The 20,700-nt window shown below is 65.3% G+C and carries 19 protein-coding genes and 1 pseudogene; 13 read left to right on the top strand and 7 right to left on the bottom strand.

The window, feature by feature from the left end; translation table 11 throughout:
- Positions 1-115 precede the first annotated feature (115 nt).
- The 3 genes from purD to PMI38_RS09210 all read left to right on the top strand — a co-directional run bounded on the left by purD (position 116) and on the right by PMI38_RS09210 (position 4,988).
- Complete coding sequence (gene purD / locus PMI38_RS09220) at positions 116-1,411, top strand: phosphoribosylamine--glycine ligase (protein ID WP_008093071.1); 1,296 nt, start codon at positions 116-118, stop codon at positions 1,409-1,411.
- 135 nt (positions 1,412-1,546) lie between these two features.
- Positions 1,547-4,321, top strand: a complete 2,775-nt coding sequence (locus tag PMI38_RS09215; RefSeq protein WP_043273306.1) for a hybrid sensor histidine kinase/response regulator — start codon at positions 1,547-1,549, stop codon at positions 4,319-4,321.
- 70 nt (positions 4,322-4,391) lie between these two features.
- Positions 4,392-4,988: a MarC family protein gene (locus tag PMI38_RS09210; RefSeq protein ID WP_008093068.1), complete on the top strand. Its 597-nt coding sequence runs from the start codon at positions 4,392-4,394 to the stop codon at positions 4,986-4,988.
- On the opposite strand, the gene PMI38_RS09205 is transcribed toward PMI38_RS09210, so the two are convergent.
- The 7 genes from PMI38_RS09205 to cobG form a co-directional block, all read right to left on the bottom strand.
- A complete protein-coding gene (locus tag PMI38_RS09205) occupies positions 4,985-5,608 on the bottom strand; it encodes a hypothetical protein (protein WP_008093065.1) in 624 nt (207 codons plus the stop codon). The two genes, PMI38_RS09210 and PMI38_RS09205, sit on opposite strands and share 4 nt — an antisense overlap.
- The gene (locus tag PMI38_RS09200) at positions 5,595-6,236 is read right to left on the bottom strand and encodes a hypothetical protein (protein ID WP_008093064.1); all 642 of its coding nucleotides are present in this window, start codon (positions 6,234-6,236) and stop codon (positions 5,595-5,597) included. The genes PMI38_RS09205 and PMI38_RS09200 overlap by 14 nt, the downstream gene beginning before the upstream one ends.
- Before the next feature lie 62 nt (positions 6,237-6,298).
- Complete coding sequence (locus tag PMI38_RS09195) at positions 6,299-6,988, bottom strand: hypothetical protein (RefSeq protein ID WP_008093062.1); 690 nt, start codon at positions 6,986-6,988, stop codon at positions 6,299-6,301.
- 100 nt (positions 6,989-7,088) lie between these two features.
- The gene (gene cobJ, locus PMI38_RS09190; protein ID WP_008093060.1) at positions 7,089-8,780 is read right to left on the bottom strand and encodes a precorrin-3B C(17)-methyltransferase; all 1,692 of its coding nucleotides are present in this window, start codon (positions 8,778-8,780) and stop codon (positions 7,089-7,091) included.
- Positions 8,781-8,782: 2 nt separating this feature from the next.
- Complete coding sequence (locus PMI38_RS09185; protein ID WP_008093058.1) at positions 8,783-9,517, bottom strand: precorrin-2 C(20)-methyltransferase; 735 nt, start codon at positions 9,515-9,517, stop codon at positions 8,783-8,785.
- A complete protein-coding gene (locus PMI38_RS09180) occupies positions 9,514-10,140 on the bottom strand; it encodes a precorrin-8X methylmutase (protein ID WP_008093055.1) in 627 nt (208 codons plus the stop codon). Before PMI38_RS09180 ends, PMI38_RS09185 begins: the two co-directional genes overlap by 4 nt.
- Complete coding sequence (gene cobG / locus PMI38_RS09175; protein WP_043273303.1) at positions 10,133-11,464, bottom strand: precorrin-3B synthase; 1,332 nt, start codon at positions 11,462-11,464, stop codon at positions 10,133-10,135. Before cobG ends, PMI38_RS09180 begins: the two co-directional genes overlap by 8 nt.
- A 101-nt stretch (positions 11,465-11,565) precedes the next feature.
- On the opposite strand from cobG, the gene PMI38_RS09170 reads away from it, so the two are divergent.
- The 10 genes and pseudogenes from PMI38_RS09170 (at position 11,566) to PMI38_RS09130 (ending at position 20,565) form a co-directional block, all read left to right on the top strand.
- A complete protein-coding gene (locus PMI38_RS09170; RefSeq protein WP_043273310.1) occupies positions 11,566-12,777 on the top strand; it encodes a bifunctional cobalt-precorrin-7 (C(5))-methyltransferase/cobalt-precorrin-6B (C(15))-methyltransferase in 1,212 nt (403 codons plus the stop codon).
- Positions 12,770-13,864, top strand: a complete 1,095-nt coding sequence (locus PMI38_RS09165) for a cobalt-precorrin-5B (C(1))-methyltransferase (RefSeq protein ID WP_008093042.1) — start codon at positions 12,770-12,772, stop codon at positions 13,862-13,864. The genes PMI38_RS09170 and PMI38_RS09165 overlap by 8 nt, the downstream gene beginning before the upstream one ends.
- Complete coding sequence (locus PMI38_RS09160) at positions 13,861-14,583, top strand: cobalt-precorrin-6A reductase (RefSeq protein ID WP_008093040.1); 723 nt, start codon at positions 13,861-13,863, stop codon at positions 14,581-14,583. Before PMI38_RS09165 ends, PMI38_RS09160 begins: the two co-directional genes overlap by 4 nt.
- 177 nt (positions 14,584-14,760) lie before the next feature.
- Entirely contained in the window at positions 14,761-15,198 is a 438-nt protein-coding gene (locus tag PMI38_RS09155; RefSeq protein WP_008093039.1) for an NfeD family protein, read from the top strand.
- A 27-nt stretch (positions 15,199-15,225) separates the two neighbouring features.
- Positions 15,226-15,374, top strand: a pseudogene (locus PMI38_RS27720) (SPFH domain-containing protein); the annotation flags it as partial.
- 252 nt (positions 15,375-15,626) lie between these two features.
- Positions 15,627-16,016: a DUF2946 domain-containing protein gene (locus PMI38_RS09150; protein ID WP_008093035.1), complete on the top strand. Its 390-nt coding sequence runs from the start codon at positions 15,627-15,629 to the stop codon at positions 16,014-16,016.
- 48 nt (positions 16,017-16,064) lie between these two features.
- Complete coding sequence (locus tag PMI38_RS09145) at positions 16,065-16,550, top strand: copper chaperone PCu(A)C (RefSeq protein ID WP_008093033.1); 486 nt, start codon at positions 16,065-16,067, stop codon at positions 16,548-16,550.
- Positions 16,551-16,575: 25 nt separating this feature from the next.
- Positions 16,576-17,007: a DUF2946 domain-containing protein gene (locus tag PMI38_RS09140; RefSeq protein WP_008093031.1), complete on the top strand. Its 432-nt coding sequence runs from the start codon at positions 16,576-16,578 to the stop codon at positions 17,005-17,007.
- Between the two features lie 65 nt (positions 17,008-17,072).
- On the top strand, positions 17,073-19,139 hold the full coding sequence (locus PMI38_RS09135) for a TonB-dependent copper receptor (protein WP_008093030.1): 2,067 nt from the start codon (positions 17,073-17,075) through the stop codon (positions 19,137-19,139).
- Positions 19,140-19,197: 58 nt separating this feature from the next.
- Positions 19,198-20,565: a PepSY-associated TM helix domain-containing protein gene (locus PMI38_RS09130; protein WP_008093029.1), complete on the top strand. Its 1,368-nt coding sequence runs from the start codon at positions 19,198-19,200 to the stop codon at positions 20,563-20,565.
- The last annotated feature ends 135 nt before the right edge of the window (positions 20,566-20,700 follow it).

The raw sequence follows: 20,700 nt of genomic DNA, 5'->3' as shown, positions 1-20,700 counted from the left end.
GGAGCGGGCTTGTCCCGCGAATACGATGGTGAATTCACCGCCGCATTCGCGGGACAAGCCCGCTCCCACCAGGTACGCCGCCAGCCTCGAGACCACCTGAATTCGAGGTTTTGACATGAAAGTTTTGATCATCGGCAGCGGCGGCCGTGAGCACGCCCTGGCCTGGAAAGTCGCCCAGGACCCACGCGTCGAGAAAGTCTTCGTCGCCCCGGGCAACGCCGGCACCGCCACCGAAGCCAAGTGCGAGAACGTCGCCATCGACGTCACCGCCCTGGAGCAACTGGCCGACTTCGCCGAGAAGAACGTCGACCTGACCATCGTCGGCCCGGAAGCGCCGCTGGTCATCGGTGTGGTCGACCTGTTCCGCAGCCGCGGCCTGGACTGCTTCGGCCCGACCAAGGGCGCAGCCCAGCTGGAAGGCTCCAAGGCGTTCACCAAGGACTTCCTGGCTCGCCACAAGATCCCGACCGCCGACTACCAGAACTTCACCGAGATCGAGCCTGCCCTGGCCTACCTGCAGGAAAAAGGCGCACCGATCGTGATCAAGGCCGATGGCCTGGCCGCAGGCAAGGGCGTGATCGTCGCCATGACCCTGCAGGAAGCCGAAGACGCCGTGCGTGACATGCTCGCCGGCAACGCGTTCGGTGAAGCCGGCTCGCGCGTGGTGATCGAAGAGTTCCTCGACGGCGAGGAAGCCAGCTTCATCGTCATGGTCGACGGCCACAACGTGCTGCCCATGGCCACCAGCCAGGACCACAAGCGCGTCGGCGACCAGGACACTGGCCCGAACACCGGTGGCATGGGCGCCTACTCGCCTGCGCCGGTGGTCACCGCCGACGTGCACCAGCGCGTGATGGACCAGGTGATCTGGCCGACCGTGCGCGGCATGGCCGAAGAAGGCAACGTCTACACCGGCTTCCTGTACGCCGGCCTGATGATCGACAAGGCGGGCAACCCGAAGGTCATCGAGTTCAACTGCCGCTTCGGCGACCCTGAAACCCAGCCGGTCATGCTGCGCCTGGAGTCGAGCCTGGTGCTGCTGATCGAAGCAGCCTTCGCCAAGGCCCTGGACAAGGTCGAAGCACAGTGGGATCCACGCCCGAGCCTGGGTGTGGTGCTGGCAGCCGGTGGCTACCCGGGCGACTACGCCAAGGGCGACGTGATCAGCGGCCTGGATGCAGCGGCCAAGATCGAAGGCAAGGTGTTCCACGCCGGCACTTCGCTCAAGGACGGCCAAGTGGTCACCAACGGCGGTCGCGTGCTCTGCGCCACGGCCATGGGTGCCAGCGTTGCCGATGCCCAGCAGCAGGCCTACCGCCTGGCCAAGGAAGTGAGCTGGAACGGTAGCTTCTACCGTACCGACATCGGCTACCGGGCCATTGCCCGCGAGCGCGGTGAACACCAGCAGTAAGCGTTGCCGGATCGCCGCAACGCCCTGTGCGTGCGGCGTTCGGCTCGTCGACAAGGCCCCCTGTGGGCCTTGCCTTCGACTTGGCGCGCCGCGCATAGTTAGTACCCGGCACATCAGCTAGGAAGGGATCTCGTAGTGCGTCGGCTTCGGATTGCCACAGCCCTGATCGTCAGCTTGCTGACCCTGCTCTGCCTACTCCCGGCTTCTGCCGAGCAAGGCGGAGGCTGGTCCGTTTTGCTCGACGAACAGGCCAGTCTGCAATTGAGCGACGTTCGCTCCGATCGCTATCGCAGCCAGTTCAGCCCGATCACCCTCGGCGAGCTCGATGCCGCCCCTGCGGAACAGGCCCTGTGGCTGCATTACCGCCTGGAGCCGGGCGATCAAGAGCAACTGCTGCGGATTTTCGCCCCCGACCTTTCCCACCTGGACCTGTACGCCCTCGACGGTGACAAGCTGCTACGCCAGCTGCGCCATGGCCGCCAGGCCGGCAACGCCAGCCCGACCCTGCGCGGCAGCGACCACATACTGCCCCTGCCCAACAGCACGCACACCCTGGATATCTACCTGCGCCTGGTCTCCGAGCACCAGTTGCGCCCGGCCATCACCCTGGAGCCCGCGGCCGTAGCCGCTTCCGACCACAGCGAGGCGCTGCTGTTCGGTATGCTCTTCGGCGGCTTGCTGATGCTGATCCTGCACAACCTGATCCGCTTCCTCTACAGCCGATCCAGCACCACCCTGATTCTCGCCCTGTACCACGGCCTGATGCTGCTCAGCGGCCTGATCCTGCTCAACCTCAGCGGCCCCTGGTGGCACCTGTGGCACAGCGCGCAAACCCCGGCCGCCTACCTGACCCTGGTCCTGGCTGGCCTGTCGGGCCTGTATTTCACCCAGCACTTCTTCTCGCCCTGCAACTCGCCCCGGCTCAACCGCCTGCTGCATGGCGAGATGCTGATCACTGCGGTCAGCGGGCTGATCCTGCTGTTCGTCGACACCCTGCCGCTCAACCTGATGACCTACGCCCTGCTGGCCTTGGGCAGCATGACCATGCTGCTGGTCAGCAGCTATCACTGGTACAAAGGCTATGCCCCGGCACGGCTGTTCTCCATCGCCATGCTGGTGTTCAACCTGGGCGGCCTGGTGCTGCTACCGGCCCTGCTCGGCCTGACTCGTACCTCGACGCCATGGCTGCTGTGCATCCTCATGGGGCTGACCGTGACGTGCGGTCTGCTGCTCAACCTGGCCGTCAGCGAGCGCCTGCGGCGCATGAGCGAAGAACGTTTCAGCGCCAGCCGCGCGCTGGCCGCCAGCGATGCCGAAATCAACGCCAAGGCCGAGTTCCTGGCCAAGATCAGCCACGAGATCCGCACCCCCATGAACGGGGTGCTGGGCATGACCGAGCTGCTGCTTGGCACGCCGCTGTCGGTCAAGCAGCGCGACTATGTGCAAACCATCCACAGCGCCGGCAACGAACTGCTGACGTTGATCAACGAGATTCTCGACATCTCCAAGCTCGAGTCGCGCCAGATCGAGCTGGACGACGTGCAGTTCGACCTCAACGCCCTGATCGAAGACTGCCTGAACATCTTCCGGGCCAAGGCCGAGCAGCAGAACATCGAGCTGATCAGCTTCACCCAGCCACAGGTGCCGCGCGTCATCAGCGGCGACCCGACGCGCCTGCGCCAGGCCTTGTCGAGCTTGCTGGAAAATGCGCTGAAGAACACCGACCACGGCGAGATCCTGCTGGTGGTTGCGCTGGATCAACGCGGCGAGGTGCCGCGCCTGCGGATCGCCGTGCAGGACAGTGGCGAACCGCTGCCTGCCGCCGAGCGCGAAGCACTGCTGCAGGCCGAGCTGCACAGCCACCACTTCCTCTCCAGCAACAAACTCGGCGGCCACCTCGGCCTGGTGATCGCCAAACAGCTGATCGGCCTGATGCAGGGCGAGTTCGGCATCAAGAGCAGCACCAGCATGGGCAACACCCTGTGGCTGACCCTGCCGCTGGACCCTTCGCGCCTGGAGCAACCCCCGGCCGACCTCGACGGCCCGTTGCGCGATGCGCGGGTGCTGGTGGTCGATGACAACGACACCTGCCGCAAGGTGCTGGTGCAACAGTGCAGCGCCTGGGGCATGAATGTCAGCGCAGTACCTTCTGGCAAGGAAGCCCTCGCGCTGTTGCGGACCAAGGCGCACCTGCGCGACTACTTCGATGCCGTATTGCTCGACCAGAACATGCCAGGCATGACCGGTATGCAACTGGCCGCCAAGATCAAGGAAGACCCGAGCCTCAACCACGACATCCTGGTGGTGATGCTCACCGGCATCAGCAATGCCCCGAGCAAGGTCATCGCCCGTAACGCCGGGGTCAAACGCATCCTCGCCAAGCCGGTAGCCGGCTACACCCTGAAAACCACCCTGGCCGAAGAACTGGCCCAGCGCGGTCGCGAGCAGGCCGTGCCGGCAAGCCTGCCCAACACGCCATGCGCAACGGAGCTGCCAGGTGATTTCCGCGTTCTGGTCGCCGAAGACAACAGCATCTCGACCAAGGTGATCCGGGGCATGCTGGGCAAGCTGAACCTCGAACCGGACACCGCCAGCAATGGTGAAGAGGCCTTGCAGGCCATGAAGGCGCGGCGCTACGACCTGGTGCTGATGGACTGCGAAATGCCGATACTCGACGGGTTCTCGGCCACCCAGCAGTTGCGCGACTGGGAAGCCGCCAACCAGCGCCAGCGCACCCCGGTGGTGGCGCTGACTGCGCATATCCTGGCCGAACACAAGGAACGCGCACGGCTGGCCGGCATGGACGGGCACATGGCCAAACCAGTGGAGCTGTCGCAGCTGCGCGAGCTGATTCAGTACTGGGCAAAACAGCGCGAAGCAAAGGCTGACGATCCGCTGCACACCTCCTGAACTATAGTGGCTGGATCCACCGGTTCACGGGTAAGTCCCCTCCCCGACGGCCCAGCCAGGAATCTCGCTCATGCTCCATGAGTTGTTCAGTGTCTACCTCAAGATGCTCGTGCTCTACAGCCCGTTCTTCGTGCTGTCGTGCTTCATCAGCCTGACCCGTGGCCACTCCAGCAAGGAGCGCAAGCAACTGGCCTGGAAGGTGGCCTTCGCGGCGCTGGTCGCCAGTGTCCTGCTGTATCTGTTCGGGCGAGCGATCTTCGGCATCTTCGGCATCACCGCCGACGCCTTTCGCATCGGCGCCGGCAGCGTGCTGTTCATTTCGGCCCTGGGCATGGCCCAGGGCAAGCCGGCCGTGCAGGCCGACAACGTGCAGCAGGATGTGACCATCGTGCCGCTGACCATCCCGCTGACGGTCGGCCCCGGCACCATCGGTGCACTGCTGGTGATGGGGGTTGGGCAACCGCATTGGGACGACAAGCTGCTGGCCATCGTCAGTATCGCCCTGGCCAGTTTCACCGTAGGCCTGGTCCTGTACCTCTCGCATGGCATAGAGCGGATTCTTGGCGATCAGGGCCTGCAGATCGTCAGCCGCCTGATGGGGCTGTTCGTCTGCGCCTTGGCGGCGCAGATCATCTTTACCGGGATCAAGGGCTACCTCGTGTCCTAGACCTCCATTGCATGGATTTCCTTGAGCGCGATGTTTACCAGCGCACGCTCGACCCCGCTGCGGCGCTCCTGGTCGAACAACCGTGTATTGAAACGAACAAGCTCGGCGGTAACGCGCATGTCCTGGCGCTCGCGAAACAGAAAGCCCGCCGTGAAGGCAGAGCTGTCGCCAGCTTCGTGATACAGGACGATGTCAACGTAGTTGCTGCTCACGGCAGCACAGGACAAGAGCTGGAACTGCGCCCGCTCCTTGCTCCGCGATTCAAAATGCAGCAATGGCTTGCCGTTCTTTTTCAGTGCCTCGAACGTCAGTGACATGTGGCGGGCGTGGACGCTTCCAGCGACAGCATCGATCTTGCTCAGCACCTGGTCGACAAGCACCACGCGCTGTGGATCGGGCCAGTGAACCTGTTCCGCCGTCTTCGCGTCCCACCCCAGATACATCAGCTTCCTCAGGTAGTAGCGATACTGTTCTTCGGCAGTTGCCTGCGCCACGTCTTTCAGGGTCACGGTCTCAGCCCACAAGGAGGCAAGCTTGACCGCCTCACGCTGCTTCTGACTGGTTCCGGGGATGAAGGAAACAAGGCTGGCACCCACGACTGCGGCTTCATGTTGCTCCATTGCCATCCTCCCACTTCAGCGTGCCCAGGTTCCTGATATTCCCTGCCTGCTGCTTGCGCTCGAGCATCTCGTGCAAATGCTCGCGGATGGATTGGGCCACGTATTCGCCCAATGTCGCGCCGCTCTCGCGCAGGTCTATGCCGTCGGACAGTTCACTGCCCAAAGCCAGCCCGCACAGGTCCATCGAAGGGCCGGGAAGCAGAACGCCCAGTTCACAGACAACGCCGTTGGCTTTTTCGGGTTGGGCCATGGTGAAGGCCCTCAGCTGTTGCTGAACCTCCTCCTGCGAAAGCCTGGTAATAGCCGCCTGCAGGTAACCTGAGAGGCTGGGATGACGAGCCTGCAAATGGCTCTTGAGAATGTGGGCCAGTGTTGGGGGAGCGCCTTCCTGCAAGCGCTGGTGATCACTTCGACTACGGGTGAATATCCAACCCCGCTGTTCCAGGGCCGTGCGGTAACCGCTGTACCAGCGAGCGTAGTTGGCAAAACGTGAACCATTGAGTTTGTCTGAATGCAACTGGGCGAACAGCACCGAGTCCAGCGCATACTGCTGGTCTTGCAGTGCCGTATCCGCGACCAACAAGCCCGTGCCGCCAACGAGCCACAAGGAATAGGTTTCCTCACTCATCGGAGTACCTCGAATTTCAAGTACAGAAAAGGAAGAACAGGGCCCTGAAGCCCCGTTCCATGTCAGATCTCGAATTCGGTGGCTGCCTGGACAGCCTTGTCGACAAGCTTCTGCTCGATCGAGGCACGCACCGCGTCGGTGTACACCGCTTCGTTGAAGCTGAGCACGACCGAACCGCAATAACGGTCCTTGCTCGCGCTCTTCCACTCGAACACCACGGTGTTCAAGTCGTTTTCGCTCGGTGAAGCACTGAACGCGTTCACCAGCATGAACATCTCACCCTCGGGGGTTTCGATGCAGGCCGCCAGGCCCGTGGTCGACACAGGATGCCCTTTGACGTTCTGCTTGTAGATCTCCTGAGCTTCGGTGATACCGCCCAGCGCTTCCAGGCCATCGCCGATCAGCTTGGTTATGGCCTGGCCAACCGGGCCACCGAGCAATGCCTGGCCCGCGGCGCTGGCGACCTTGAAGGCAATAGGTCCGAGGGTCAGCGATCGGCTTTGGTCATAGTCACGCTCGTAGGAGCGCTTGCCCACCACCCAGCCGCAGGTGCGCATCACTTCCAGGAACTTGTTGAACCAGGCCTCGGACTCGCCATCACGGTCGTGCAGCTTGGACGCCACCCGAGAAGCGAACTGGAAAGTCGTCTTGGCATCGCGGCGGTTTTGCGCGGAGATACCTGCGCTGAGCGCCAGGAGGGATTGTTCGACGACGGCGATGCTATCGCCACTGACAGTGTTTTCATCGGTCATTTGCAGAGTACCTTGAAGGCCCCGACGGGTATCGTCGAGGGGCCCTCACCCTATGCTGCAAACGACCGAGGAGCAGGCATGAGCCGTTTCCCTCAGCGCCTCACCCGGCAGTCGGGTACCAGCGCGGCGTGTACACCCACTGCGTGCCATCGGCTCTAGGGAATTGGCAGGTCGTGGAAGACCCCAGCAAGACCATGGTGCGCATGTCGACCATTTCCGGTACCAGCTCGGCCAAAGACACGACCTTGAGCGTCTGCCCAGGCCTACCGATATCTCGGCCCAGTACTACAGGCGTGCTGCCACCGCGATGCTGTCGCACAATCTCGATGGCGCGCCCCAGCTGCCAAGGTCGAGAGCGGGAAATCGGGTTATAGAACGCCAGGACAAGATCGGCCTGAGCCGCCAGGTCCAGACGATGCTCGATGACCGACCAGGGCTTCAGGTTGTCCGACAGCGACATCACGCAGAAATCATGCCCCAGCGGTGCACCCGCCTGGGCAGCGGTCGCCAGCGAAGCCGAAACCCCGGGCAGGATCTCCAGATCGACACGGTGCCAGGCAGGGTCGTCGGACCCGTGCAGCGCTTCGAGCACCGCGGCGGCCATGGCGAACACGCCTGGGTCGCCGGATGACACGACCACTACCGAGCGGCCTTGGGCAGCCAACTCGAACGCATGTCGGGCGCGTTGCATTTCTTCACGGTTGTCAGTGCAATGCAGCACTTGATCATCGCGGAACGGGCCAGCCATGCGCACGTACGTCTCATAGCCCAGCACATCCTCAGCGCGTGCCAGCTCGGCCTTGACCGCCGGCACCATCAGGTCGGCGGCACCGGGGCCAAGCCCGATCACCGCCAGGCGACCGCGGCGGCGACCGACCTGCGTCACGTCGACAGGCGACGGTGCCACGGCAATGACGATCCCCGCCTGCTCGACCAGTGTCGCCTCAGGCAGGCTTTCGGCCAGCATGCTGGCCAGGCCGCAAGGCACTGGCGCAAAGCGCAGACCGACGCCAAGTGCCGCGGCTGCCTCATGCAGCGATGGCTCCGCCATCAAGGCTTCATCCGCCAGCAGGCAGGCCAGCGCCTGCTCGGCCAGGCCTGCATCGCGCAAGGCACTACGCACTTGTGCCAGCAGTTCGGGCCCTGCATCGGCAACCGCCACCACCAGCGAGCGGCGGTGAATCAGCAACTCGTCACGGTGGCTCGGGCGTGCATCACAGCCGACATGGATCGTGCGCTGCGCACTGTCACTGGCCGGCAACTGAGCTTGCTGCAACCAAGGGGCATCACCTTCTATCCGTACCGCCTCACCCGCCAGCAGGTCGGAGACAAACCGCTTGCCCTGGTCGAGGTCCGCCAGCGCGTACCCCTCGGGCGGGTTCAGCAGGCAGGTGCCGAAGCGCAGCTCACCACTGGTGGTGATCGCCGCCGCCACGCCCAGTGCCTCGCCGATCTCGCGGGCCATCACGTTGACGCCACTGAGGCCGCCGAGCAAAGGCACCACGGCGCTGCCGTCCTCGGCAACCGCCAGCACCGCCGGCTCCTCGCCCTTTTCGCCAAGCAGGCTGGCCAGGCTGCGGATGACGATGCCTGCCGCGCACAACGCAATGATCGGCCTGCCCTGCTGATACAGGGCGCGCAGGGTGTCGCCAAACGCCTGGTAATAGGCGTCGGCACCTTCGACCCGGCCATTCAAGCCATGGATCGTGGACGCTGGATAGCACTGCTGGATACGTTGCGCCGTGGTCAGGCTGCCAGGCCCGAGGATGATGATCGCCGGGGCTTCGTGCATGTTCATCCCTGCCATTTTTCACCCGGCACGATGATCAGCGAGAAGTAAGGCGAAGACTGCGGATCGACCTGGTCCAGCGGGACGATCTTCTGGTTGGCCATGGTCGCGCGCTCCACATACAGCGCACGCCCATCCAGGCCCAGCTCACCGAGCACCTGACGCACTTTGGGGAAGTTGCGACCCAGCTTCATGATTACCGCCGCGTCGGCGTCGGCGAGTCGTCGCTTGAGTTCTTCAGCAGGCAATACGCCTGACAGCACCGACAGGCTCTGGTTGCGATAGACCAGCGGCGCGCCCAGCACCGAGGCGCCGCCCAGCATCGAGCACACGCCCGGGACCACGTCGGCATCAAAGCGCTGTGCCAGCCGGTCATGCAGGTACATGTAGGAGCCGTAGAAGAACGGGTCACCCTCGCAGATCACCGCCACGTCGCGGCCGGCATCCAGGTGTTCGGCCACTTGAACGCTGGCTTCATCGTAGAAATCGCTGATGACCTGCTCGTAGGACAAGGGTGCCGGCAACGCCTCGGTGGTCACCGGGTACACCAGCGGCAGCAGCGTTTGCTCGGCCTGCAGATGCGCCTCGATGATGCCGAAGGCATTGCCACGCTTGCCCTTGGCCACGAAATAGGCGACCACCGGTGCCTCGCGCAGCAAGCGCAAGGCTTTGACGGTGATCAGTTCAGGGTCGCCGGGGCCCACGCCCAGGCCCAGCAGACGTCCGCGCGGCGCCATCATTCCACCTCCGTGGCCAGGGCGTTGACCGCCGCTGCGGCCATCGCGCTGCCGCCCAGGCGGCCTTGCATGATCACGAACGGCACACCACGGCTGTCGGCGGCGAGCATGGCCTTGGACTCCGCCGCGCCGACGAAACCGACCGGGAAGCCGAGGATCAGCGCCGGTTTCGGTGCGCCCGCATCAATCATTTCCAGCAGGTAGAACAGGGCGGTCGGCGCGTTGCCGATCACCACCACGCTGCCTTCCAGGTGCGGCCGCCACAATTCCAGGGCCACGGCGGAGCGGGTGTTGCCGGCGTCCTTGGCCAGGTCCGGGACGCTGGGGTCGCGCAGGGTGCAGATCACCTTGTTGTTCGCCGGCAGGCGCGCACGGGTGATGCCTTCGGCGACCATGTGCGCGTCGCAGAGGATCGGCGCACCGTTGGCCAGGGCTTCACGCCCGGCACGGCCGGCCCCTTCGGAGAACTGCAGGCCGTCGATGGCCTCGACCATGCCGCAGGCATGGATGACGCGCACGGCTAGCTTCTCCAGGTCTGCGGGGATCCGCTCGAGTCGGGCTTCCTCGCGGATGATCCGGAAGGAATTGCGATAGATCTCCTGACCATCGCGGATGTAGTCAATCATCAAGGTGCTCCGTCGGCAGGGCGAGCATGGCGCCTGCTTCGTTCAAGGTGAGGTCGGTGGCGCGCAGGGCACCGAACCCCGGTTGGCGCGCGTCACGCAGATAGAGGTCGTAGCGGCCCGGCGAGCGGGCCAGCAGGGTGGCCGGGGCGACATGGGCCACGGCACAGGATCGGGAGCAGCCGGACAGGTGCACACTGGCCGGGGCACCGGTACGCAACAGGGCTGAAAGCGTTACCGCATCGGCCTTGGTCTCGCCATGCGCCTTGGCGCAGCCGCTGGCGCCGGTGCAGGCGACAATGCGGGCGAGCGGCTCATGACTGTGGCAGAGCAGCCCCAGGGCCGACAGCGCTCGCTGGGCCTGCTCGATGCCGGCGGGGTCGATGTTGGTCAGCATCAGGCTCTGCCAGGGGGTCAAGCGCAGGCTACCGTCACCCCACTGCCGGGTGATGTGCGCGGCGCCGCGCAACATGTCGGGCGTAAGCCTGCCGAGCGGCGGTGCAACGCCCAGGGCTGTGCCGTGCTGCTGAGGCACGACGCCGAGCCACGGGCTGCCGGCTGTTTCGCGGCGCCACTGCAGCACGGCCGCATCGCGACGCAGCGGCACTTCAAGCCCCGCGACGAAGGTTTCAACTGCGCAGCTTGCCAGCAGCTGGCGCATGCGTGACTGCTCCGGGCTGGCCAGGTCGAGGAAGCGCCCGAGCACCGCACGCACCAGCGCCGGCCCCTGCTCCAGCGGCACCGCGCCCAGCACCTGGCCGTCGGCCGGGCAACCGGCCAGGCCGAACGCCAGCCAGCTGCGCTGCTCCAGGTGAAGCGCGCAAAGCCACAGGTCGTGGGGGTGTTCGAGCATTGCCAGCCCTTCGCCGCCGTCCACTTGCACGGCGAACTTGGCCGACAGTTGGTGAAAGCGTGGCGTGCCTTGCAGCAGGTCGAGAATCTGCTCGGCCAGTGGCCGCACATCCAGCCGCATGGCCGGATCGTGCCCAGCCAAGGGGCTGAGCATCAGGTTGCGCACATCGTCGCTGGCAGCGTCACGCGGGCCGAGGCCGGCCGCCAGCAAGGTGTCTATCAACCCTGCATGATCATTGCCGATACCGCGTACCTGCAGGTTGGCGCGGTTGGTCGCTTCGATCACGCCCGAGGCATAGCGCTCGGCGGCGTCTGCCACGGCATCGGCCTGGTCGGCCAGCAGCAGGCCACCGGGCAGCTTGATCCTGCAGATGCCGCCGTCACGGGCACTGACGATGCGCCACAACCCCGGACAGGCCGAGGGACGGGGCGAAACGGTGGGGGCATGGGCCTGCTTCAAAGGGGTGTCCGGCAATCGCTGAAAATGCGCTTGAGTGTAGAAGGCGCGGTATTATGCCTGCTTTGTCCGGCGGCATGAAAAGCCGGTGGTCGAGCATGATGGGCGGATTGGATCAGATGGCACCCTGGCTGACAGTAATAGGCATTGGCGAAGACGGTTTCAGTGGCTTGGGCAAGCAGGCCCGACGCGCCTTGCTGGGCGCCTCGCGGATCATCGGCAGCCCGCGCCAGCTGGCCTTGCTGCCGCGCTGCATCAGCGGCGCACGGCAAGACTGGCCCAGCCCGTTCTCCCTGGCCCCGGTGCTGGCGCTGCGCGGTGAACCCGTGTGCGTACTGGCCAGTGGCGACCCGATGTTCTACGGCGTCGGTGCCAGTTTGGCGCGGCACGTGCCAGCCACTGAAATGCACGTGCTGTCGATGCCCTCCTCCTGCGCCCTGGCCGCTGCCCGCCTGGGCTGGCCGCTGCAGGAGGTGCAGGTGGTGTCGGTGGTGGCGCGGCCACTGGCAGCGCTCAACGCCCACCTGCACAGCGGCATGCGCCTGCTGGTGCTGAGCAATGATGGTGACAGCCCCGCCGCTATCGCCGCGCAGCTACGCGAACGCGGCTTCGGGCCAAGCCGCCTGCATGTACTCGAACACCTGGGAGGCCCGGACGAGCGCCAGCTGTCGGGCAGTGCCGACGATTGGCCTTGCCCGCCAGTGGCCGCGCTCAACCTGGTCGCCATCGAGTGCCAGGCCACGCCAGATGCGCCACGCCTGGCACGCGTGCCCGGCCTGTCGGACAGCGCCTTCCGTCACGACGGCCAGCTGACCAAGCGCGACGTGCGCGCCATTACCCTCGCCCGCCTGGCCCCTCAACCGGGTGAGCTGCTGTGGGACGTCGGCGCCGGTTGCGGCTCGATCGGCATCGAATGGATGCGCGCCCACCCTGCGTGCCGTGCCCTGGCGATCGAAGCCGACGAAGGCCGCCAGGGTTTCATCGAACACAACCGCGACGCCCTGGGCGTTCCCGGTTTGCAGCTGGTTCGCGGCAAGGCGCCTGAGGCCCTGGCCGAGCTGGAGCGCCCGGATGCGATCTTCATCGGCGGCGGCGTCACCCGCGAAGGGGTGCTGCCGCTGTGCTGGGAACGCTTGCGCCCCGGCGGTCGCCTGGTGGCCAATGCGGTGACCCTGCAAAGCGAACTGGCACTGGCGCATTTCCGTGAGCAGCATGGCGGCGAACTGACCCGCATCCATGTTGCCCAGGCCCAGCCCCTGGGCGCCTTCGATACCTGGCGCCAGGCCCTGCCGATCACCTTGCTCGACGTGGTGAAGCCGCTCGATGCGTGAAGAAACCCGCGAACAACCAGCCCCGCTGCGCAGCGGCCTGACCACCGGCAGTTGCGCCACCGCCACCAGCCTGGCCGCAGCGCGCCTGCTGCTCACTGGCCAGGTCAATGACGCCGTGAGCATCACCCTGCCCAAGGGCAAGGTGGTGCAGATGCGCCTGGAATTCTGCCGCCGCGACGACGAGCGCGCCGAAGCAGGCACGCTCAAGGATGCCGGCGACGACCCGGATGTCACCCATGGCGCACTGCTCTACAGCCAGGTGCGCCTGGTGGCTGAACCCGGTGTGCGGTTCGTCGCAGGCCTTGGGGTCGGCACGGTCACCCGGCCTGGCCTGGTGCTCGCCGTGGGTGAACCCGCGATCAACCCGGTGCCCCGGCGCATGATCAGCGAACACCTGCAGCAACTGGCCGATGACTGCGCCTACCCGGGCGGCTTCGAGGTCACGGTGAATGTGCAAGATGGCGAGCAACTCGCGCTGAAGACCATGAACCCGCGCCTGGGCATTCTCGGCGGCCTGTCGATTCTGGGCACCAGCGGTATCGTGCGGCCCTTCTCGTGCTCGGCCTACATCGCCTCGATCCACCAAGGCATCGACGTGGCCCACACCAATGGCTACACCCATATTGCCGCCTGCACCGGCAATGCCAGCGAAGACACCATGCAGCGGGTCTACGGGCTGCCGGAAATCGCCCTGATCGAGATGGGCGACTTCGTCGGCGCGGTGCTCAAGCACGTGCGCAAGGTGCCGGTGCCGCGCCTGACCCTGTGCGGCGGCTTCGGCAAGATCAGCAAGCTGGCCGCCGGGCACATGGACCTGCACAGCCGCCATTCGAGCATCGACCTGCCGCAACTGGCCGGCTGGGCGGCTGACGTGGGCGCCGATGCCGAGCTGCAGGCGGCGATCATTGCCGCCAACACCAGCCAGCAGGCCCTGGCCATGGCCCACGCGGCCGGTGTCGCCCTGGGCGATGCGGTCTGCGCCCATGCGCTGGCCTTCGCTCGCAGCGTGGTGCCGGCGCAGGTGCAGGTGGAAGTGTTCGCCATCGACCGCCAGGGCGGCATCGTCGGCAAGGCCGGTGTGCAATGAGCCGGCGCATCCTGCTGCTCGGTGGCGTCACCGAGGCCTTGGCCATCGCCCGCCAGCTTGGGCCCGAGCATGTCTACAGCCTGGCCGGCATCGGCCGCGTGCCGCAGGACCTGGCCTGCCAGGTGCGGGTCGGTGGCTATGGCGGGGCCGAAGGCCTGGCCCGCTACCTGCGTGAAGCAGGCATCACGCTGCTGATCGACGCCACCCACCCCTACGCCGCGCAGATCAGCCGCAATGCCGCCACCGCCGCCCGAGCCGTCGGTATCCCGTGCTGGGCCTTGCGCCGCCCGGCCTGGCAGGCCCAGCCTGGTGACGACTGGCGCGAGGTGGAAGACTGGGCGGGGCTGATCGACGCGCTCAAGCCGTTTCAGCGGCCACTGTTCACCTTGGGGCGCGAACCGCTGCAACACCTTGACGAGATTCCGCCGGGACAGTTCTGGACGTTGCGGGCGTTGGAGGCCTGCCCTGGGAATGACCGTTGCGAGGTGATCGGGGCGCGTGGGCCATTTCAGCTCGCAGATGAGCAGGCATTGTTCGCTCGCAGGCAGATCGATGTGCTGGTCAGCAAGAACAGCGGCAGCGTGGCGACCGAGCCGAAGCTCGAGGTGGCGAGAGCGCTGGGCGTTCCAGTGCTGATCTTGAAGCGCCCGGTTCTTCCTGGCGTAGATCGTGAGTATCTGTCTCCAGAAGAAATGGTGGCGGCTCTCGGCATGGCGTGAGGTTTCTAGCGCGCTCGATCTCGAAAACGCCAACGAACATCCGCCTGGCACTTCTCCACTCCCACCGTCCCACCCAGAAAGCCAGGCAATTCCTACAACTAACTCCAATCTGTCTGAATAGACTTGCTTTTCCTCCTACCTAAACTCGAGCCCCCTCCTCTGGTAGGCGTCACCCATATGGAAATGCAATGGTGGATCTGGCTGGTGTTCGGCATCGTCCTGATCCTGCTCGAATTGGTCCTGCCCACGTTCTTCATCATCTGGTTCGGCATCGGTGCCGTACTGGTCTCACTTATCGCACTGGCCGCCCCCAGCCTGCACCTGGACATGCAGGTACTGCTGTGGGCTCTGTTCTCCTCGGGCACCACGTTGCTCTGGTTCAAGCTGCTCAAGCGCAAGCAGCCGGACGTGCGCTGGACCGCCGACAGCGTGATCGGTGAGGTCGGGCTGCTGGTCAACAGCGTTTCGCCATTCGAGAAGGGCCGTGTGCGTTTCCAGAAACAGATCCTCGGCAACGAGGAGTGGGTCTGCGTCGCCGCCAGCGACATCTCCTCCGGCGAGCGTGTGCGGCTCGTCGCCATCGAAGGCAATACCGCCCGGGTCATTCGGGCCTGACTCCGCCATTAAAAGGAAGCAAGCATCATGACCAGCCTCATCGTCGTAGCTGTCCTCGCCCTGTTCGTCCTGATCACCGTGTTCAAGGGAGTGCGTATCGTGCCCCAGGGCGAGGAATGGAGCAGGAAATCATCACCCGCGACAACGCGGTGATCGTCGCCAATGCCTTGTGCTTCGGGTTGATGGGGCGTAGCAAGGCTTGAGATTGCCGGGGCCGCTTTGCGGCCCATTCGCGGGACAAGCCCGCTCCCACAAGTGATGCGCCAATTTTCAGAGAAGCGCGGTCCCTGTGGGAGCGGGCTTGTCCCGCGAATGGCTGCGCAGCAGCCCCAGATATCACCACCCACCTGCGTCACTTCACCGCACCCCGCATTTTTACCTATACTCCGCCTTACAATACCCGCCACGATTCCTGACCGGATCTCTCCATGCCCCCACGTCGGCACATCGCCTGGATAGCCTGCTTCGCAGTGCTGTTCAACCTGCTGGCCATGCCGCTGTCCACTGCCGCGCCCAAGGGCCCGGCCGAACAGCTGCTGTGGGGGGCTTTCTGTTCCAGCCTGGCCGGCAAGGCCAAGGTCGACGTACAAGCCTTGGCCAAGATCGACCTCGGCACGCAAAGCGACGACCATTCCAACATGCAGCACTGCTGGTGCTGCTCCGGCGCCGCGCCGCTGCTGGCCCTGCCAGGCTACCCGCCACAGCTGCACAACCCACCCACGCTGTTGGCCGGCCATGCACCAGCGCCCCCCCACTACCAAGCGACGCCGCGCCAGTTATGGCCCGCGCTCAACCCCCGTGCCTCTCCCCTGGTCTGAGTTCATCACGCTGCCTGCCTGAACCCGAACAGAATGGAGACTCACCCAATGCTCAAGCAAGCTCTCGTAGTGGCCGCCTTGCTGCTGCCCGGCGCCTTTGCCAATGCCCATGAATACACCGTGGGCGACCTGCACATCGCGCACCCCTGGTCGCTGCAACTGCCACCCAATGCGCCCAACGTCGCTGCGTATTTCATCGTGCACAACAACGGCAAGGTCGATGATCGCCTGCTCAGCGTCGACAGCCCGATCACCGCTGACGCACAACTGCACGAACACAGCATGACCGCCAGCGGCACCATGAAGATGCAGCAGGTGCCCAGCGTGGTGGTACCGGCCGGCAAGGAGGTGATCTTCGCCCCCAGCGCCTACCACGTGATGCTCATGCAGCCCAAGGACCGCAGCCTGCTCAGCGACGGCAAGCGTTTCCCGCTGACCCTGCACTTCGAGAAGGCCGGCGACATCACGGTCGATGTCGCCGTGCAGAAGCAGCCGCCGGCGGACCAGCCCCAAGGCCACGAACACGCGCACTGACCGCTAGCTGACAGGCGCTCGCACCATGAGCCTGCCGCGCAACCGCCTCAGCCGTACCACCCGCCCTGATCGCAGGCGCGTCGGTGGCGGCTGGCTGAGCCTGTTCGCCATGTGGATGATCTTCATCGGCCCGCTGGTTTCCCAGTCGATGCCGATGGACCACCACGCCGGCATGAGCATGCCGATGGACATGGCGATGCCTGCCAGCCATCAGCATGGCGGCGATGCCCACTCAGGCCATGGCGACGATGGCCAGCTGCATGTGATGTGGGAAAAGTGCGGTTACTGCAGCCTGTTGTTCAACTGCCCCGCCTTACCGCAAACCCTCAGCCCGCTCAGCGCGGCCAGCGTCACCCCCGCCACCCTCAATCCCGCGCCCACTCACCAGGGCCATGCCCGGCAGGCCGTGTTCCCCGGTGCGCGCAGCCGCGCGCCGCCGCCTTCGATCAGCGTCTGAAACCACCATTGCTGCACGGAGCCAGGAGGCTTCGCGCTCACTCATGACTGATCGACGGAAATCTTATGTCCGGCTGTACCCCTGCTTTTGCCTATGCATTCAAAGGCACACTCGCCGCCCTGTGCGGCTCGCTGCTCGCGCCCATGGCCCTGGCCGCCGACCCTGGCCACGAAGGCCATGAGCACGACCTGGCCGAGCTGAGCCCGACGGTGATCACCGCCATTGCACCCAGCTCGCCGCTGACCGTGGTCACCAACCCGAAAGACCCGCGCCAGCCCGTGCCGGCCAGCGATGGCGCCGACTACCTCAAGACCATCCCCGGCTTCTCGGCGATTCGCGCCGGCGGCACCAACGGCGACCCGGTGCTGCGCGGCATGTTCGGTTCGCGCCTGAACATCCTCACCAACGGCGGCGTGATGCTCGGTGCCTGCCCCAACCGCATGGATGCGCCGACGTCCTACATTTCGCCGGAGACGTACGACCGCCTCACCGTGATCAAAGGCCCGCAAAGCGTGATCTGGGGCCCCGGCGGCTCGGCCGGGACCGTCCTCTTCGAACGTGAACCGGAAAAGTTCGGCCCCCTCGGCAGCCGGGTCAACGCCAGCCTGCTGGCGGGCTCCAATGGCCGCTTCGACAAATTGGTCGATGCCGCCGCCGGCAACAGCCAGGGCTATGCCCGCTTCGTCGGCAACCAGTCGCACTCGGACGATTACCAGGATGGCAGCGGCGACACCGTGCCCTCGCGCTGGGACAAATGGAACGGCGATGTGGCCCTGGGCTGGACTCCCGACCAGGACACCCTGCTGGAGCTCACTGCCGGCAAGGGTGACGGCGAAGCACGCTACGCCGGGCGCGGCATGGACGGTGCTCAGTTCAAGCGCGAAAGCCTGGGCCTGCGCTTCGAGAAGTCCAACCTGGGCGAGGTGCTCGACAAGATCGAGGCGCAGGTCTACTACAACTACGCCGACCACGTCATGGACAACTACACCCTGCGTACCCCGTCAGGCATGGGCATGATGGCCGGGCCAATGGCCTCCGCCGTGGACCGCCGCACGCTGGGCGCACGCATCAAAGCCACCTGGCGCTGGGCCGACGTGCAACTGATCAGCGGCATCGACGCGCAGACCAACGAGCACCGTGCACGCAGCGCCATGGGCGTCGACGCCTACAAGAACGAGCCCTGGGAAAAGGACGCCGACTTCCACAACTACGGTGCGTTCGGCGAACTCACCTGGTATGCCACCGGCCAGGACCGCCTGATCACCGGCGCTCGCCTGGATCGCGCCTCGGCCAGGGATTTCCGTGATGACAGCGCTACCAACGGCGACACCCGTGCCGACACCCTGCCCAGTGGTTTCGTGCGCTACGAGCACGACCTGGCGGCGCTGCCAGCCACCACCTACATCGGCCTCGGCCATGCCCAGCGCTTCCCCGACTACTGGGAGCTGTTCTCCCCGGACCAGGGGCCAGCCGGCTCGACCAACGCCTTCGACAGCATCAAGCCCGAGAAGACCACCCAGCTCGACTTCGGCATCCAGTACCGCGACGAGCGCCTGGAAGCCTGGGCCTCGGGTTACGTCGGGCAGATCCGCGACTACATCCTGTTCGACTACCACACCGGCATGATGGGCATGAGCACCTCCCAGGCGCAGAACATCGATGCCCGCATCATGGGCGGCGAACTGGGTGCCGCCTACAAGCTGACGGAAAACTGGAAGACCGATGCGACGCTCGCCTACGCTTGGGGCAAGAACAGCAGTGATGGCAAAGCGCTACCCCAGATGCCACCCCTGGAAAGCCGCCTGGGCCTGACCTACAGCCGCGACACCTGGAGTGCCGGGGCACTGTGGCGGCTGGTCGCGGCGCAAAACCGCATCGCCGAGAACCAGGGCAACGTGGTCGGCAAGGACTACGACAAGAGCGCCGGCTTCGGTGTGTTCTCGCTCAACGGCACCTACAAGGTGAACCACAACCTCAAGCTCAGCGCAGGGGTCGACAACCTGTTCGACAAGACCTACGCCGAGCACCTGAACCTGGCCGGGAATGCCGGGTTCGGCTACCCGGCCACTGATCCACAGCCGGTGAACGAGCCAGGCAGGACCTTCTGGACCAAGGTCGATTTGAGCTTCTGACAACAACAATGGGCACGGTCACGGTCGCGCCCCTCAGCTGGTCAAACAGGAGGTTCCCATGAGCGGAACACGCGTTTCCTTCTACAACCTGGCCTGGCGCTGGCATTTCTATGCCGGGCTGTTCGTGGCCCCTTTCATGATCCTGCTGGCGATCACCGGGATCATCTATCTGTTCAAGCCGCAGCTCGACCCGCTGCTGTATCGCGACCTGATGGTGGTCGAAGCCGGGCATCATCGACAGGGCGCGGACCTGATGCTGGCCGAAGTGCGCCAGGCGTATCCGAAGGGCCACGTGGGCCAGTACCTGCCGCCGATCGATGCCGAGCGCAGCGCGCAGTTCGTGGTGCATGACGGTGGGCGCGAGCTGAATGTGTTCGTCGACCCTTACAGCGGCAAGATCCTCGGCGAGCAGGACGCCAAGCAGAACCTGCAGGCCATCGCCCGCGCCTTGCACGGCGAGGTGATGGTCGGCACGGTCGGCGACCGCCTGGTGGAGCTGGCTGCCGGCTGGGGCATCGTGCTGGTGGTGTCCGGCCTCTACCTGTGGTGGCCGCGGGGGCGCAACGGCGCTGGCGTGCTATGGCCGCGCATCGGGGCGAAAGGTCGAGTGTTCTGGCGCGACCTGCATGCCGTCACCGGTTTCTGGGGCTCGGCCCTGCTGTTGCTGATGCTGATCAGCGGCATGACCTGGACCGGGCTGTGGGGCAAGCAGTACGCCGACTTGTGGAACCGCTTCCCGGCGGCCATGTGGAATGACGTGCCCAAGTCCGATCAGCAGGCCGGTGAGCTGAACAAGGCCCACCGCCAGACCGTGCCCTGGGCGCTGGAAAACACGCCCATGCCGCAATCCGGCGCGCATGCCGAACATGCCGGGCATCACACGATGTCGGACATGCCGGCAGCGCCACAGGTGACCCTGCAGCAGGTGGAGGACGTGGCCACCGAGCGCCTGGTCGAGGCGGGTTACAGCATCACCCTGCCAACCACTGCCGACGGCGTGTTCACCATCGCCGTGTTCGCCGACGACCCACGCAACGACGCCACCCTGCATGTCGACCAGTACACCGGCAAGGTGCTGACCGACGTGCGCTGGCAAGACTACAGCCCGGTTGCCCAGGCGACCGAGCTGGGTGTAATGCTGCACGAAGGCAAGATGTTCGGCGCGCTGAACCAGATCATCATCCTGCTGGTGTGCCTGATGATCCTGCTGGGCTCGGTGAGCGGGCTGGTGATGTGGTGGAAGCGCCGGCCGGAAGGTGGCCTGGGCGTGCCGCCGCTGCGCCATGACCTGCCGCGCTGGAAGACAGCGGTGGGGGTGATGCTGGTGCTCGGGGTGATGTTCCCGCTGGTGGGGGTGTCGATGGTGGTGATGTGGGTGGTGGACAGTCTGGTGGTGCGGCGGCGCCGGGTGCTGGCGCAGGCTTGAGGACGCTGCCGGCTGTTCTGGCCTCATCGCCGGCAAGCCGGCTCCCACAAGGATTGCATTGTTCTTCTACCTGTGGGAGCCGGCTTGCCGGCGATGGGGCCCGAACAGGCTACCTCGTCATGCCTGTCCCGGCCT

The organism is Pseudomonas sp. GM84, from assembly GCF_000282535.1.
Classification (GTDB): Bacteria; Pseudomonadota; Gammaproteobacteria; order Pseudomonadales; family Pseudomonadaceae; genus Aquipseudomonas.
The sequence above is the reverse complement of the archived record's forward strand: the minus strand, read 5'-3'. Positions and strand labels throughout refer to the sequence as shown.